Origin of the sequence: Microbulbifer marinus (assembly GCF_900107725.1) — a bacterium.
GTDB classification, from domain to species: Bacteria; Pseudomonadota; Gammaproteobacteria; order Pseudomonadales; family Cellvibrionaceae; genus Microbulbifer; species Microbulbifer marinus.
In genome coordinates this window covers 1,175,198-1,191,001 of sequence record NZ_FNQO01000001.1, presented here as the reverse complement: position 1 = coordinate 1,191,001, position 15,804 = coordinate 1,175,198, and the positions used below count along the sequence as shown (strand labels likewise).

At 59.3% G+C, this 15,804-nt stretch carries 8 protein-coding genes; 2 read left to right on the top strand and 6 right to left on the bottom strand.

Features of this window, described 5'->3' with window-relative positions; genetic code table 11:
* Positions 1-285: 285 nt before the first annotated feature.
* Complete coding sequence (locus BLW36_RS05160) at positions 286-2,562, bottom strand: MltF family protein (RefSeq protein WP_170833119.1); 2,277 nt, start codon at positions 2,560-2,562, stop codon at positions 286-288.
* A gap of 120 nt (positions 2,563-2,682) precedes the next feature.
* Entirely contained in the window at positions 2,683-4,035 is a 1,353-nt protein-coding gene (xseA, locus tag BLW36_RS05155) for an exodeoxyribonuclease VII large subunit (RefSeq protein WP_091385806.1), read from the bottom strand.
* 171 nt (positions 4,036-4,206) lie between these two features.
* On the opposite strand from xseA, the gene guaB reads away from it, so the two are divergent.
* Both guaB and guaA read left to right on the top strand, forming a co-directional pair.
* Complete coding sequence (guaB, locus tag BLW36_RS05150) at positions 4,207-5,694, top strand: IMP dehydrogenase (protein ID WP_091385804.1); 1,488 nt, start codon at positions 4,207-4,209, stop codon at positions 5,692-5,694.
* Between the two features lie 143 nt (positions 5,695-5,837).
* A complete protein-coding gene (gene guaA, locus BLW36_RS05145; protein WP_091385803.1) occupies positions 5,838-7,415 on the top strand; it encodes a glutamine-hydrolyzing GMP synthase in 1,578 nt (525 codons plus the stop codon).
* A gap of 108 nt (positions 7,416-7,523) precedes the next feature.
* On the opposite strand, the gene BLW36_RS05140 is transcribed toward guaA, so the two are convergent.
* The 4 genes from BLW36_RS05140 to BLW36_RS05125 form a co-directional block, all read right to left on the bottom strand.
* On the bottom strand, positions 7,524-8,597 hold the full coding sequence (locus tag BLW36_RS05140) for a tetratricopeptide repeat protein (RefSeq protein ID WP_139304819.1): 1,074 nt from the start codon (positions 8,595-8,597) through the stop codon (positions 7,524-7,526).
* The gene (locus BLW36_RS05135) at positions 8,590-10,113 is read right to left on the bottom strand and encodes an adenylate/guanylate cyclase domain-containing protein (RefSeq protein ID WP_091385800.1); all 1,524 of its coding nucleotides are present in this window, start codon (positions 10,111-10,113) and stop codon (positions 8,590-8,592) included. Before BLW36_RS05135 ends, BLW36_RS05140 begins: the two co-directional genes overlap by 8 nt.
* 633 nt (positions 10,114-10,746) lie before the next feature.
* On the bottom strand, positions 10,747-12,465 hold the full coding sequence (locus BLW36_RS05130; protein ID WP_091385798.1) for a class I adenylate-forming enzyme family protein: 1,719 nt from the start codon (positions 12,463-12,465) through the stop codon (positions 10,747-10,749).
* Between the two features lie 46 nt (positions 12,466-12,511).
* Positions 12,512-15,784, bottom strand: a complete 3,273-nt coding sequence (locus tag BLW36_RS05125; RefSeq protein ID WP_091385796.1) for a carboxyl transferase domain-containing protein — start codon at positions 15,782-15,784, stop codon at positions 12,512-12,514.
* Between the last annotated feature and the right edge of the window lie 20 nt (positions 15,785-15,804).

Here is a 15,804-nt window from a genome sequence, read left to right as displayed (position 1 = left end):
CGGCTCTTCCCGGCTCTCTGAGTCTGTATCAGTTGCGGAGGCATTTTCCTGCGCGACGTTGATGTCCGCTGCGCCAGCAGTGGATCTCTGTGATTTGTCGCAGCCGGACAGGAGGGCAATGATGAGAATTAACATCCAGGCGAAAATGGCATTGTGATCACGCATACCGAACTCCGGTAGCTTGGGCTGGCTGAATGGTAATGTGGGATGCGTTTAATGCACGCAATCACTAGGGGCGAGCCTGATTCCAGTTGCAGGTGGTTTCATGCCCGCGTTTACCGAGCTTTACTCCGATATCTGTTCTTCACTACCCGATTTTCTCAAGGGTATTGCGAACTCTTTCTGGGAGGGTTCTTCCTTTGGTTTTTTTTGCAATGGCGGGCGCACGCTGATTTCGCCGGTTGCCACCTCGACGTACGCTTTGTACAGATTGCTGATGTTGCGGACGTACTGTACCGGCTCCGAGCCCCTGACATAGCCGTAGCGAGCCTTTTTGAAGTAGCGCGGTTCCGCCAGTTTCAGCATGGCTTCTTCGACATTGCCAAACCAGACGTTCGGGTCCAGCCCAAGCTCTTCCGCCAGCCGCTGGGCATCTAGCAGGTGTCCATAGCCGGCATTGTAGGAGGCGAGTGTAAACCAGAGCTTGTTGGCGGTGGGTAACGTTGGGGCGAATCGGTCGCGTACCCAGTCGAGATACTTGACGCCGGCTTTGATACCTCGCTCCGGCTCAAACAGCGGCGGGGGGAACCCCATCTCTTTGGCGGTGGCCGGCATCACCTGCATCAACCCCTGTGCCCCGACCGGTGACACGGCCTTCGGGTTGAAGTTGCTCTCCTGCCACATCTGCGCGACGACCATACGCCAGTCAAAGTCATAATTGAGCGCAGAGGCCTTGACCAGGTCATCGTAAGGGGAGAGGTCCTTACCGGGAATAATCTGCGCGCGCACTCTCTGCGTAAAGCGCTTGTTGGGCTTGAAGTAGGCGTTGTAGTCCTGCTGGTATTTCTCTGTTTTGCGGTAGTCCTTAATGAACTTGTTCAGGTTTTGCAGCAGGTGCCAGTTCTTGGTTACCACCATCCAGCCCTGGGGCTTGGGGTCCCCAAGGAGGGTGCCGGTAATCAGGTTGGGGCGCAGGGAAGCCTCGATTTTCGCTTCACCATCGTCGGCAATGGTGGCATCCAGCAAACCGTCTGAAATCAGATTGAAGATTCGTGATATCGACATACCCGGCGGAGCGATTTTGACCTCTACGTCGATACCACTGTTCTTGATCGTCATCGCTGTCGGGATAAACGACGAGTAGGCCCGCAGTGTCAGGGTGCGTCCGGCGAGATCCTGCACTTTTTCAATTGGCGGCCGGTCTTCGTTGCTGACGATGCGTTCGGGGGTTTCCATATAGGAAGTAGTAAAGGCGACGCCCTGCTTCTGCCGTTCTTCGGTGATGGCTAGGGACGCACCGGCAAAGTCGCCGCGCCCCGCCTTCAACCAGTCGGTCAGGTCTTCCTCATAGGGCACGACGATAACCTGGAGCTGCAGTCTGTGTTTGTCGGCAAAGGCCTTGGCCAAATCGTAATCGAAGCCCATCAGCAGTCCCTTCCACAGGAAGTATGTGGTCGGGCCGTTATAAGTCAGCAGGCGGATCACGCCGGCTTTTTTGATGGCGTCCCAGTCGGCGAACCGCTCTTCCTGTTTCTTGACCAGGTTGCGGGTGAGGAAGTTGTTGACCGTCGTTAGCAACAGTTTCGAATCCTTGCGCAGACCCCAGGCAATATTTTCCGTTTCGCTCACAGCGGCGCCGATGCGCAGGTCGTCGCGGTAAGAGGCCAGGTCTTCGGCAATATAGTCATCCAATATGGCGACCCGGTTGTCTTTTTTGTTGAGGAGATCCACCAGGATGTCCCTGTCACCGTAAACGGTGACTTGCATCATGCTCAGGTTCGCGTCCGGATGTTCCTCGATCAGGCGCTGGGCGGTGGGGATGTTGCTTGAGCCTGCGGGCACTATGAATTCGACGCCCTGTAGGGTGTCCGGGTCGCTGATATCAGGGCCGTTGCTGCCGGTCACCAGTTTCTGGCGACTTTGCCGTAGCGGCACCGAGTAGTTGATTCGCTCGCGTCGGGCCTCGGTGTCGGTCAGGTTGTAGGCCAGGATGTCGGCCTTGCCGGCGAGCAACAATTCAATGGCTTCGTCCGGCGTGTTCGCGCGAATCCATTTGGGTTCAAGTTTTAGCTGTTTGGCAAGTTTATTGGCGAGCTCGAAGTGGCGCAGAGTAACAACGCCCTCCCGGGGCAGCTCATCCTCCGATGCACCGGTCAGGTTCACGAAGCGGATTGTGCCGTGCTCCCTGATAGCTCTCAGGTCGCCGGTTTCTGTGTAGTTGGTGAACTGGTAATAGCGGTCGATGGAATCGCGGGCTGCGCGGGGCTTTTTGTCCTGCCCCTTTTCCTGCTGCTTTTCCCGCGACCGCACTTCGGCGCGGCGCTCCGGCTGTTGCGTGCCGTCGACAGGGCGTTCCTGTTTGCCGCAGGCGGCGACTGCAAGTATCAGCACTGATACCAACAATAGAGCCCACCTGAGTGGGCAAGTACCTCTATGACAGCTCGGCATAGACCGCTCCAATAGCCATCTACGCCGGAATTATAGTGTGGCAACCCCAATGCCCGGTGACCTGCCAGGCGCCGCTCAGTCTGAGAGTTTTTCCACGGTCGCGGAGAATTCGCCGGTGGCCAGACGGACGTTTACCGATTGATTGACTGTTAGTTCACGGGTGTCTTTCAGCACCTTGCCCTGTTCGTCTCTTACGATGGCAAAGCCCCGCTGCAGGACGGCGAGGGGACTGACGTTGTGCAGCAGCTGGACCTGGTGTCCCAGCTGATTGCTGCGCTGCTGTAGCAACAATTGCACGGCGCGCGACAGATTTTGTTGCTGTAGCTGCAACCTCTTTTGGCTTTCCTGTAAGCGGCGTTCCGGGTGGCAGTGGGCAAAGGCGCGCAGGGCGGTTTGCAACTGATGGCGCCGCGACTGGGTTTGCTGGCGACCGGCGCCGAGCAGCCGCATTTCAAGGTGGTCCAGTCGCTGGGCGCGGTTCAGCAATTGCTCCCGGGGGTGGCGCAGGCGATTGCCGGTGAGCTGTACCTGCTGGCGCAGGTGCCGCAATAGTAGCTGTGCCGCGCGGAGCAGTCGCTGCCGGTAGCCGTCCAGGGACTGCAGCAACTCGGCGGCATTGGCGCTGGCGATCTCCGCCGCGGCCGAGGGGGTGGGCGCGCGCAGGTCGGCCACCAGATCGGCAATGGTGGTGTCCGTTTCATGCCCGACTGCAGAGATGGTCGGCACAGGGCAGGCGGCCAGCGCCCGGGCCACCACCTCTTCGTTAAACGGCCACAGGTCTTCCAGTGAGCCGCCCCCGCGGCCGACGATCAATAAATCGTGGCGCCCGCAGCGGCCGGCACTGGCGATGGCTGCGGCGATTTGTTGCGCCGCTCCCTGACCCTGCACCTGCACCGGCCACAGCTCGATCTTGGCGGCGGGGTAGCGCCGCCCCAGCACCTGGATCATGTCCCGGACGGCGGCGCCGGTAGGGGAGGTGATGATACCGATGTTGGCGGGCAGGAACGGCAGCGGTTTCTTGCGCGCCGGGTCAAACAGTCCCTCGGCCTGCAGCCTGGCCTTAAGTTGCTCCAGCTGGCGCATCAGCGCGCCGAAGCCGGCTTCTTCCATATGCTCGACGATCAGCTGGAATTCACCGCGACCCTCGTAGAGGCTGACTCTGGCCCGGATCAATATCTCGCGGCCATTCTCCGGGCGAAAGCTGACTGCCCGGTTGCGCCCGCGGAACATGGCGCAGCGCACCTGGGCGCGGGTGTCCTTCAGGGTGAAATACCAGTGCCCCGAGCTGGGCGCGGCGAAGTTGGAGATCTCCCCGCCTACCCAGAGTAGCGGCACGCTGCTCTCCAGCAGGTGCTTGACCTCCCGATTCAGGTCGCTGACCGACAGGACACTGCGGTTGGAGCCGGGCTTTGGCGGGCTGGCTAGCATTTCAATCTCGCAAAAGTGGATTTGGCGGGCCAATATTGCAGCATCGCCGTGGGACGTAAAGCGATTTGCCGAAGAAAGACGCATTTCTTGCAAATACCCTTTTGCTGTCGGCCCAGTTGCGGCTATAATCGCGCCGATACCCAATCCCGCTCTTTCGAGGTTTGAGTGTCCATGTCTGATTCCGGTCTGCGCATTGCGCGCGAAGCTCTCACTTTTGACGACGTCCTGCTGGTGCCCGGCTATTCCGAGGTGACCGCCAAAGACGTGAGTCTGAAGACCAAACTATCCCGTAACATCACGCTGAACATCCCAATTGTGTCCGCCGCCATGGACACGGTTACCGAGTCGCGTCTGGCTATTGCCCTGGCGCAGGAAGGTGGTGTCGGCATCATTCATAAAAGCATGAGCATTGAGGACCAGGCGCTGGCGGTGCGCGCGGTGAAGAAGTTCGAGGCCGGTGTGGTCAAGGACCCGATCACCATCGAGTCCGATGCCACCGTGCGCGAGCTGATTGCTCTGACTACCCATCACAACATCTCCGGCGTGCCGGTGATGGACAAGGGCAACCTGGTCGGTATCGTGACCAGCCGTGACGTGCGTTTCCAGACCAATCTGGATGCGACTGTTGCCAGCATCATGACCCCGCAGGAGCGCCTGGTGACGGCAACGGAAGGCGCCGCGCCGGAACACGTACGCGAACTGCTGCACAAGCACCGCATCGAGAAGGTGCTGGTGGTCAACAACGACTTCGAGCTGCGCGGCCTGATCACCGTGAAGGACTTCAATAAGGCCGAGCAGTATCCCAACTCCTGTAAAGACAGTGACGGCCGCCTGCGTGTCGGCGCCTCCGTTGGCACCAGCCCGGACACCGATGACCGCGTGGCGGCGCTGGTGGAAGCGGGTGTGGACGTGCTGGTGGTAGATACCGCCCACGGCCACTCGCGCAACGTGATCGACCGCGTGCGTCGGATCAAGGAAATGCACCCGCAGGTCGACGTCATCGGCGGCAACATCGCCACCGGCGAAGCGGCCCGGGCCCTGCTTGAGGCGGGCGCGGATGCGGTCAAGGTCGGTATCGGTCCCGGTTCCATCTGTACGACCCGTATCGTGTCTGGTGTCGGCGTGCCGCAGGTCACCGCGATTGCCGAGGTGGCCAAGGCACTGGAAGGTAGCGATGTGCCCCTGATTGCCGACGGCGGCATTCGCTATTCCGGCGACATTGCCAAGGCGATAGTGGCCGGTGCCCACTCGGTAATGATGGGCTCCATGTTTGCCGGTACCGAAGAGGCGCCGGGTGAAGTCGAGCTCTATCAGGGGCGTACCTACAAGTCCTATCGCGGCATGGGTTCCCTCGGCGCCATGTCGCGCACGCAGGGCTCTTCCGACCGCTATTTCCAGGACGCCAGCAAGGGCGCCGAAAAACTGGTGCCGGAAGGAATCGAGGGCCGCGTACCTTACAAAGGGCCGCTGTCGGTCATCGTGCACCAGATGATGGGCGGCCTGCGCTCCGCCATGGGCTATACCGGCAGTGTGGACATGGAAACCATGCGCACCCGGCCCGAGTTCGTGCGTGTGACCTCTGCGGGTATGGGCGAGTCCCATGTACACGACGTGCAGATCACCAAAGAGGCGCCGAACTACCCGGTCGGCGGCCGTTAAAATTTAGCGTGTCATCCCGGCGGACGCCGGGATCCAGTTTTATGTCCCTCTGGCCAGTGCCGGAATGACGATAATTAAGTAGTAAGCCGCAAACGGACCTTCGGGGTCCGTTTGCTGTTTTTCATCCTGTTATCGAGTGCACCATGTCCCAAGATATCCACGCCAGCCGTATCCTGATTCTCGACTTCGGCTCCCAGTACACCCAGTTGATTGCCCGCCGCGTGCGCGAGCTGGGCGTTTTCTCCGAGATCCGCGCCTTCGACATGAGCGACGAAGAGATCCGCGAGTACAACCCGCAGGGCATTATTCTCGCCGGTGGCCCCGAGTCTGTTCCGGAAGAGGGCTCTCCGCGTGCGCCTCAAGTGGTGTTCGAACTGGGGGTGCCGGTGTTGGGTATCTGCTACGGCATGCAGACCATGGCGCACCAGCTGGGCGGCGCTGTACAGGGCAGCAATATCCGTGAATTCGGCTACGCACAGGTAAAAGTTGAGGGCGAGTCCAAGCTGCTGCACGACATCAGGGATCACCTGGACGATGACGGCAACGCGTTGCTGGACGTGTGGATGAGCCACGGCGACAAGGTCGTGAAGATGCCGGAAGGCTTCGAGCTGATGGCTTCCACCGATTCCTGTCCGATCGCCGGTATGTACAGTGCGGAGAAAAACTTCTACGGCGTGCAGTTTCACCCCGAGGTAACCCACACGCTGCAGGGCATGCGCATCTACGAGCACTTCGTGATCGAACTGTGCGGCTGCGAGAAGCTGTGGACGCCGGCGAATATCATCGAGGATTCCATTGCCAAGGTGCGCGATCAGGTGGGTGACGGCAAAGTGCTGCTGGGCCTGTCCGGCGGTGTCGACAGCTCGGTCGTGGCGGCGCTGTTGCACAAGGCGATCGGCGATCAGCTGACCTGCGTGTTCGTGGATAACGGCCTGTTGCGCAAGAACGAAGGCGATCAGGTCATGCAGATGTTCGCCGAAAACATGGGCGTCAAGGTAATCCGTGCCGATGCCGAGGAGCTGTTCCTGTCCCGCCTGGCGGCCGAAGACGAGCCGGAAGCCAAGCGCAAGATCATCGGCAACACCTTTATCGAGATCTTTGATCAGGAAGCCGCCAAGCTCAAGGACGTCAAGTTCCTGGCCCAGGGCACCATCTATCCGGATGTGATCGAGTCCGCCGCGGCCAAGACCGGCAAGGCGCACGTGATCAAGTCCCACCACAACGTGGGCGGGCTGCCGGAAGACATGCAGTTCGAACTGGTGGAGCCGCTGCGCGAGCTGTTCAAGGACGAAGTGCGCAAGATCGGCCTGGAGCTGGGCCTGCCCTACGATATGGTCTATCGCCACCCCTTCCCCGGCCCGGGCCTGGGCGTGCGCATTCTCGGCGAGGTGAAAAAGGAATACGCAGATATCCTGCGCGAGGCGGATGCGATCTTTATCGAGGAACTGCACAAAGCCGACTGGTACCACAAGACCAGCCAGGCCTTCGCGGTGTTCCTGCCGGTCAAATCCGTCGGCGTGGTCGGCGACGGCCGCCGCTACGAGTATGTAGTGGCACTGCGCGCAGTGGAAACCGTGGACTTCATGACGGCCCGCTGGGCGCACCTGCCGTATGAGCTGATCGAGAAGGTCTCCAACCGTATCATCAACGAGATTGAGCATATCTCCCGCGTGACCTACGACGTGTCCAGCAAGCCGCCGGCCACCATCGAGTGGGAGTAACACCCGTCGGGCGGTGAGCGGAGCGAAGCGGGGGGCAGGCGAGGGCGCAAGGCTTCGCCCGGATTCTGACGCGGCTACAGCCTGTGAGCGGTAGGACGTGATCGGCGTTTAGATTTCGCTATTCGACGATGTCGACAGGGCCCGCAGGTTTTGCAGCAATTTTTCCGCCCGCGCGATGCTGGCCTGCAATTCGGCGTTATCCGGGTCCAGGGTTCTGGCTTCGCGCCAGACATCCAGGGCCCCGTCGATATCGCTCCGGCTGTATAACTCATTGCCCCGCCTGATCGCGGTTTCGACCCGTGCGTTTAATTGCGTCCGGAACTGCGCTTGCAGGGACAACAGTTGTGGGTGCCGCGGCGACCGCTGCAGTAGCCGGTTCAGCCGTTGTCGGGCGCTGAGCAGATCACCGGTGTCCAGCGCCTGTTGCAATTCCACCACAGCCCTATTGTCAAAGGAGGCCTTGGCCGGTTGTCGTTTCGCCTGGCGAAGCTGGCGGTTGGCCTGGGCCAGGTCGCGTTCGATGTCGTCAGCCTGATAGTCGTCGCCGTACAAACGCTGTGCAATCTGCAAACCGCGGCGGGCCAGCGAATAGTCCTGCCGTTCCAATGCCCGCTGCGCATAATACTGCAGCTCTTCTGCCGATTTACGGCATTTGTGCTGATACAGGTTCAGTTCCAGGCTGGTCAGCAGGCCGGGGCCTTTGAGCTGCTGTAGGCGCTGGTAAGCTTTGGCGTCTTTCAGCAACTGCTCGCCGCGGTGAATCGCCAGTTCCATACGCACCAGCTCTTCGCGCAACTGGCGCCGCTCTTCCAATTGCTGCTGCGCCGAACCCAGTATCCGGCTGTCCGGCAGCGCGCCGGTGGCACGAAGGAGTATCTGCTCGGCGCCGTGCCAGTCGTCCTGTTGCTCCAGCTGGCTTGCGGCGCGGATTACGTCACGCTCGAACTGCTGCAGGCTGCTGTGCAGTTTTTTGATTTGTTGTTGCTCCATCGGCGTCGCAATATCCAGTTCCCGCAGCCGGTCGAGTTCGGCCGACTGCCGGCGCGCCTGCTCTAGCGCCCCGGGCGGAAAACCTTCCAGCGCCTGCTGTTGCGCCGGTATAAGGCTGCAGGCCGGCAACAGTGGCAGTAGCAACAGCCATAGCAGGACAGAGCGACTGGCGTGAGACACAGCACTAGACATGGCCGACAGCCCGCCGGCACTGTTGATTGGCCCGACAGCTAAGCACTTCCTGCAGGTTGGTCTGCAGCAGCGGCTGAAATTTGCGATGGATGTTCTGCACCGAATAGATCTTCACCGGCGCCGATTTGCCGCGGATCGACAGGGTCTGCTCGGCCTGCGCGATGACGCGGGGCTGCAGGAGGTTAAACAGTTCTTCTCGCATGATGATCTGATCTGGCTGGGCCAGGCTGCATAACCTGGAGGCGAGGTTGACGGCATCCCCGACCACGGTGAACTCCATCCGGTCGTCGGAGCCCAGGTTGCCCGCCAGCATCGCGCCGCAGTTGATGCCGATGCGGAAGTGCACCTGGGGCAGGCCGGCAGCGCGGCGCTGCTCGTTCAATTGCGCCGCCAGCCGCTGGATCAGCACCGCACAGCTGACCGCGTTGAATGCGTGGTCGGTATCGTCCTCCAGCACGCCGAAGACCAGCATCGCGCAGTCGCCGATAAACTTGTCGACTACCCCGCCATACAAGGAGCAGGCGCCCGAGATGTAGGAGAAATACTCGTTCAACAGTTCGGAGACCTGGCTCGGCTGCAGCTTTTCCGACATCGCGGTAAATCCGACGATATCGGCGAACAGTACGGTCGCCTCGACTGGCCGGCTGCTGAGGCGGACCTCGTCCAGGTTGGCCAGCACCTTGTCGGCGACGTTTTTCGACACATAGCGGGAAAAGACCTGCTCGACCTGTGATTTCTTCAACAGCCCGGCGGCCATATTGTTGAAACCTTCGAACAAAAAGCCGATCTCGTCGTTGCGGCGGTCGTTGATCCGGATCGCCAGGTCGCCGCGGTCGATGGCCCGGGTCGCCTCCATCAGGTGGTGGATCGGCAGTGACAGGCGCCGGCTCAGCCACAAGGCCAGCAAGGACGCCAATAGGGTCATGGCCAGCGTGGCGTAGACAATCGCATCGCGGGCCCTGGCCGCGGCCTGGTCCATCAGCGACGCGGACAGAGTGACCACCACCGAGCCGACCCGGATGTCCTGATAGGTGGCCGGCGCGATAAAACTGATCAACCGTTCCTGCGGCCTGTCCGCCGTGCGCCGGAACCACGGCCGGGCTATGACTCCCGCTGAATCGAAATCGGTATCGGCTGGATCCGGCTGGATGCCGGCCGCCGACAGCAATTCGCCGTTATGGGCGTAGATAGCGGCGCCGAGGACTTTCTCATCCTCGCCCAGGTTGGCGGTCAGCATGCGCAGATGCAGGCTGTCCTCCGACAAAATCGGCTCACTGGCCAGTTTCGCCAGCTGCAGGGCCATGGTGTGGCCGAAATCATGCAGTTGCGCCCGCATCAGTTGATTCTGGTTGCTACTGATAAACAGTCCCAGGCTCGCCATCCCCAGCACCAGTAACAGGGTCATGACCAGCGCCAGTTTGAACGCAATGGGGATATGGCCGGGCCACAACCGCTTCAGGTGCACTTGTAGCACGCTGACAACGGTCCGCAAGGTGGCTTTGACCTTAGTTTTCAACTGGCGTGCTCTCCATTATTAGTTATATGCGTAGCCCGGTGCGCGAAAATGGACTATAGCAGCTCTTGGGCCGGGTTAGGACTGCGATACTGGCCCTGCCGGCGGTGCTGGCCGGCCCCCACGGTCAGTACCTCCCGCCAGTGTATCGGACGGCAGGGACTGTTCAAGAGGCAGCGCCGGGCGCCTCGCGCCATTGCTTGCCGGTATAGGCGAGGCCCGCCTGGGCGGCCGAACCAGCAGTAGTTCCGGCACGGAGCCGACAAAGGGCTCATGCAGTGGCGCGGCAGGCTCTACCTGGATGCTAAGGCCGTCGGGCAGGGCGCTGACCGGAAAAGGCTGGCCGGCGCCGGGATAGCAGCCCAGCTGCTGGGCACTGCGGCCGAGTACCTGGCGGGCTCCGACTCGCCCTGCATCCAGTGAAAAGGGGACGCTCAGTGTACTCCTGCAAATTGCGGACTTTTTTATCGTCCGAGACGCCCTGGCTCAGCGAAAGCAATCCTGTCGTGCTGGCTGCGACTCAGAGAAGTGTCGAGTGCAGTAGACGCGGTAAATTGGAAAGAAAAACCCCGGGAATCCCTGGATTTCTCTCAGGTATTCCCGCGGCCAGTTTTGTCATTCCAACAGTACTATTAACTACGCTCGGCCGAGCTCGTGCATGATCATGTTACGTAGTTTGTACTTCTCGATCTTGTTGGTTGGTGTTTGAGGCACCTCATCGACGATCCGGATATATCGTGGCCGCATAAACTTGGGCAGGTTGTCGTTCGAGTACGAATGAATAGCATCTTCCGTCAAGTTTTCATTCTCTGACGGCACGATAAAGGCCGCGATGTCGTCCTCATCACCTTCGTCACTGGGGATGCCGACTACAGCGCAAATCTTCACGCCTGAGAGTTGCAGCAGCATATCCTCTACCTGGAAGGAGGAGAGATTTTCACCGCGAACACGAATCCGGTCACCCAGACGATCAACGAAATAGAGCAGTCCATCCTTATCCAGGACAGCGGCATCTCCGGTGTGGAACCACAGGTTTTTGAAAGCCTCTATCGTTTTTTCCGGCTTACCCAAATATGAATGGAGAAGCAGTCCGGGTAGTCTGGGGCGATAGGCCAACTGTCCCGGCTCACCAGCCCGACATTCTTCATCGTCCTGATTGCGAACAGAGACCTCAAGGAATGGGGAAGGGTATCCCATCAAGCCTTTTTTAATTGCCTTGCCACCGGCCATGAGGAGCAGGCCGGATTCTTCAGCGACTTTTTCCAGCTCGCTGTGGCTCAAACCCTGGTATTGATCAGGAGGTGTACCCTGACCTTCTTCCAGCTCTTTCAGTATGACAAACGCACCCATGCCGGTCTCGGTCTGGCCAAAACCTGCGTGTACGAAGTCGATACCGAAACGCTGGGCAAATTCCGCATGGTTCAGCGGCAGCGGCTGCATGTGGACCTTGTTCAGGGTGTTCTGGCGGTCATCATCGCGCGGCTCGGCTTTCGTCAACCAGGGAAGCATGACATCGAGAAGAATCGCCGATGTCACCTTTCTCGCATGAATGCGATTCCAGAAATCATTAGGACTGAAGCGGTTCCATACGGCTACCTCACAGCCGGCCCAGGCTGCGCGACAGACATTCGCGATGGCGCCACCAACATGGTAGAGCGGGAGGTCATTGTAGATGACATCATCCGGTGTCATGAGTACCCGCATTCCATAGGTGTACCCCGCCATCCAGCGGTAGGGCTGAACCACCCCTTTGGAGGGGCCGGTCGTGCCGGAGGTGTAGACCAGATTAGCCGGATCGTCGAAGCTTACGGTAATGTCTGGCCGGCTCGCTGCCTTGGTAAGTTCTGACCAGGGAACGGCCTTGAGAGACGGGAGAACAGCCGGTAACTCGGCAACGTAATCATGGCTGCCCTCGGGTGCTTGATAAACCGCCACCGCTGGTGAGCTTTCGAGTTCCTCAGCGATCTCATTCACTCTTGGAAGCAGGTCCGGCGCGGTCACAAGCAGCTTTGGCGCGGTGTCATTCACCTGATATGCCAGCAGGCGCCCGGAAAACGAGAAATTGATCGGGCAGTACACTGCACCGGCCTTCCAGATACCAAACATCATCAGGGTGCATAACAGTGAGTTTGTCGAAAACACGCTCACGTGGTCACCCTTCTCAATGCCCATCGCCGCCAGGTTGCCGGCAATGTCATCAGTGCGCCTGGCAAACTCCGCGTAGGTCAAAGTGACATCGTCTTCACCGTAATAAAAGAAGGTTCTGTCACCCGCTTCCTTGGCCCAGAAATCCAGTTTTTTGGTGACTATTTCCTCATCAGCGCGAAGCAGCTGAGTCAATTGATGTTCATTCATTTTTAGTGCTCCTGGCTTTTTGTCAGAATTTTCATGACCTGCCCAATCACGGGCGGGTACCGAATGCAGGCTTGCCCAGCATCTGCGGCAACCGGTAATAGGCATCCTTTACCCACTCGCAGAGGAGCGGCCGGCTATCACGGGGATCGATCATATTCTGAACGCCGAAGTGTTCAGCCGTTCTAAAGGGAGACGCAATGTTCTCCATCTCTTTATTGAGACGCTCCAGTTCGGCTTCACGATCTTCTACGGTGTTCAGGTGGGCGTTGAATGCTGCCTCGATACCGCCCTTGGAGGGCAGTGAGCCCCAGGTGCCGGATGGCCACGACCAGCAGGGTGCGGCACGATGACGGTTCACCATGCCCGCTCCACCAACGCCAAATACCCTGCGCAAAATTACCTCGGCCTGGGGAACCCTGGCCTGGTAGACGGCCGAGATGGCGCGCACACCGTGGCGAATGGTGCCGAGCTTTTCTGCCGCAGAACCGATAGAAACCCCGCCCTGGTCAGTCAGGCTGACGATAGGCAAGTGGAAGGTTTCGCACAGGTCGATAAAGCGCGTGAGAGCCTGGGCACCTTCAACGGACATGGTCGCGCCTTTGAAAGGGTTGCTCGCCAGTACACCCACGGGGTAGCCATCGAGACGTGCCAGCGCGGTAATGGTGGAACCACCATATTCGGCATAGGTAAACAGGGAACCCTGATCGAAAATGGACTGCAGGATCACCTGCACATCGTACGGTTTTCTCTCATTGTGCGGGATAGCTTTCAACAGCCTGTCATCGCGACGATTAACCGGGTCGGTACACTCAATGCGAGCTGGCAGTTCATCGACATTTCTCGGCAGATAGGACAGCAAGGTGCGAATGGCCTCGAAGGCTTCTGCCTCGGAATCAACGATGCGTTCCACGATGCCGTTGTCCGCATGGACATCGGCACCACCCAGTTCGGCGGCGCTGACAGCTTCTCCGGTACTGCCCTTGACGATAGGGGGGCCCGCGCTGAATACCTGGCTGGTCCCGCGCACCATGATGGCGAAGTGGGACATGACCAATCTTGCCGCCCCGAGACCAACCGTCGGGCCGAGGCAGGCAGATATCACCGGGACCAGGGACAGGTTTTCGACCACTGCATCCCAGCCCGGGTTAACGGGCAAATAGTGAAAGCCTTTTTCCATCGCCAGCTTTACGCTGCCGCCGCCAGACGCACCGTCCAACAGGCGCACTACCGGCAGGCGCATTTCACGCGCATAGTTCTCAAGGAAAATTTGCTTTTCATGGATAGCCGAATCACCGGAACCGGCTCTCAGGGTGAAATCGTCTACACCGAGGGTGACCCGTTGCCCGGCGATACTGGCCAGCCCTGCGATGAAGTTGGCTGGCTGCAGGGAAATCAGATTGCCGTTTTCGTCATACTCACTGAAACCGGTCAGGGCACCGATCTCGGTGAAGCTGCCCTCATCCGCCAGGGCAACAATACGCTCGCGGGCGGTCAGCTTGCCTTTCGCCTTTTGCTTGGCAACCTTGTCCGGGCCACCCATCTCATAGGCCAGTTGCAGACGGTGATTGATCTCCTCGACTTCCGCGCTCCAGTCCTGTTCCTCGTCGGCGGCAGTTTGCCTGCGACTGGCAGAGCGTTCGATGGAATCGCTGGGTTCAACCACCAACAGCAGGCTTTTATCCTTGATGGCCTCGCCGGTATTGGCGCAGATTGCCGTGACAACACCATCGTGCTCCGCCCGCACCAGATGCTCCATTTTCATGGCCTCGATCACCATCAGCGCATCGCCCTGGCATACCTCATCGCCAACTTCCACTTCCACGGAGAGCACGAAGCCTTCCATCGGCGTGAAGATGGCATTGGCCGGGTCGTAATCTTCGGGCAGGTCAGTCGCCACCTCAGAAGGTGCACTGGAATCCCGGTCGTTGTGTAAGGTCACCGGAGGGGTGATACTCGTCTGGCTGCCGATGCACTCCTGCAACTCATTGCTGTAGTCAGAGATGAACGACGTACTATAGTCACCGTTCATAAACACGGGATGCCCAAGTACCGCGCGAAGCAGGGGCATGTTGGTGGGAATATTCTCAATATGGAACTCGCCGAGGGCACCTGCCACCTTACCGATGGCCTGTAAAAAATCAGTGCCTCGGGCAATTACTTTGGCAATCAGGGAGTCATAGCGAAGGCTGGTTTGATAGCCGCTGTAGCCATAGGTGTCCACCCGGATTCCCGGGCCAGAGGGTGGTGCAAACGCCCGGAGTAAACCGGCCTTCGGTATAGTGGTTCCATCGGCAGCTATCTCCTCAAGGTTGACTCTTGCCTGTATGGCAAAGCCGTTGAGCGCAGGAGACTGCTGTAATCCAAGGTCCTCGAGGGAAAATCCCGATGCAATGCGGATCTGTGTCTGAACCAGATCTACCCCGGTAACTTCTTCGGTCACGGTATGCTCGACCTGCAGGCGCGGATTCGCCTCCATGAACCAGAAACTGTCGTCCGAAACGAGAAATTCAAAGGTGCCGATATTGTCGTATTTGACGTGCGACGCCAGGCTGAGAGCGGCGTCGAGAATGCGATCTCGCAGGTTGCTATCTAAGGTCGGGCTGGGAGCGATCTCAAGCAACTTCTGATGGCGACGCTGGACCGTACAATCGCGCTCCCAAAGGTGGCAAACCTTGCCTGAACCATCCCCGACAACCTGTACTTCAATATGGCGAGCTTTCACCAACAGTTTTTCAACGTACAGGTCGCCATTGCCAAATGCTTGCAGTGCCTCGGAACGGCAACGTTCATAGGCCTCTTCCAGTTCGCGCGGGTCGAGAACAACGCGCATGCCCCGGCCACCGCCACCAGCCAGGGCCTTGAGCATGACGGCACCATGTTCCTCTGCAAAAGCGCGTGCAGCTTCAAGACTGGTGGGCTCTGATGTGCCGGGCATAACCGGGACACCGATTTCGCCGGCCAGCTGCAATGCCTTTACCTTGCTGCCAAACAGGTCAAGGATTTCCGGCGCCGGTCCGATAAAGCGGATACCTGCAGTGGCGCAACGCCGGGCAAAGTCAGCATTCTCACTCAAAAAACCATAACCCGGGTGGACAGCCGTACACCCGGTCTTTTGGGCAACATCGATCAGTGCCTGCTGATCGAGGTAGGCAGCGGCACCCTGCCGTGGCAATTCGCACGATTGATCGGCATAACTGAAGTGCAGTGAATTCACATCATCCTTCGCGCATACCGCAACCGTCTCTATACCTAGCTGTCGAGCCGCCCGGATAATGCGAATCGCGATTTCGCCCCGATTGGCAATTAAGATCCTTTCCATCTGTTTACCCCTGTCTTGTC

Bases quoted from the DNA above. Each gene is read 5' to 3' on its own strand.
- xseA (WP_091385806.1), bottom strand. From the start codon at position 4,035: ATGCTAGCCAGCCCGCCAAAGCCCGGCTCCAACCGCAGTGTCCTGTCG.
- guaB (WP_091385804.1), top strand. From the start codon at position 4,207: ATGTCTGATTCCGGTCTGCGCATTGCGCGCGAAGCTCTCACTTTTGAC.
- guaA (WP_091385803.1), top strand. From the start codon at position 5,838: ATGTCCCAAGATATCCACGCCAGCCGTATCCTGATTCTCGACTTCGGC.
- BLW36_RS05140 (WP_139304819.1), bottom strand. From the start codon at position 8,597: ATGTCTAGTGCTGTGTCTCACGCCAGTCGCTCTGTCCTGCTATGGCTG.
- BLW36_RS05130 (WP_091385798.1), bottom strand. From the start codon at position 12,465: ATGAATGAACATCAATTGACTCAGCTGCTTCGCGCTGATGAGGAAATA.
- BLW36_RS05125 (WP_091385796.1), bottom strand. From the start codon at position 15,784: ATGGAAAGGATCTTAATTGCCAATCGGGGCGAAATCGCGATTCGCATT.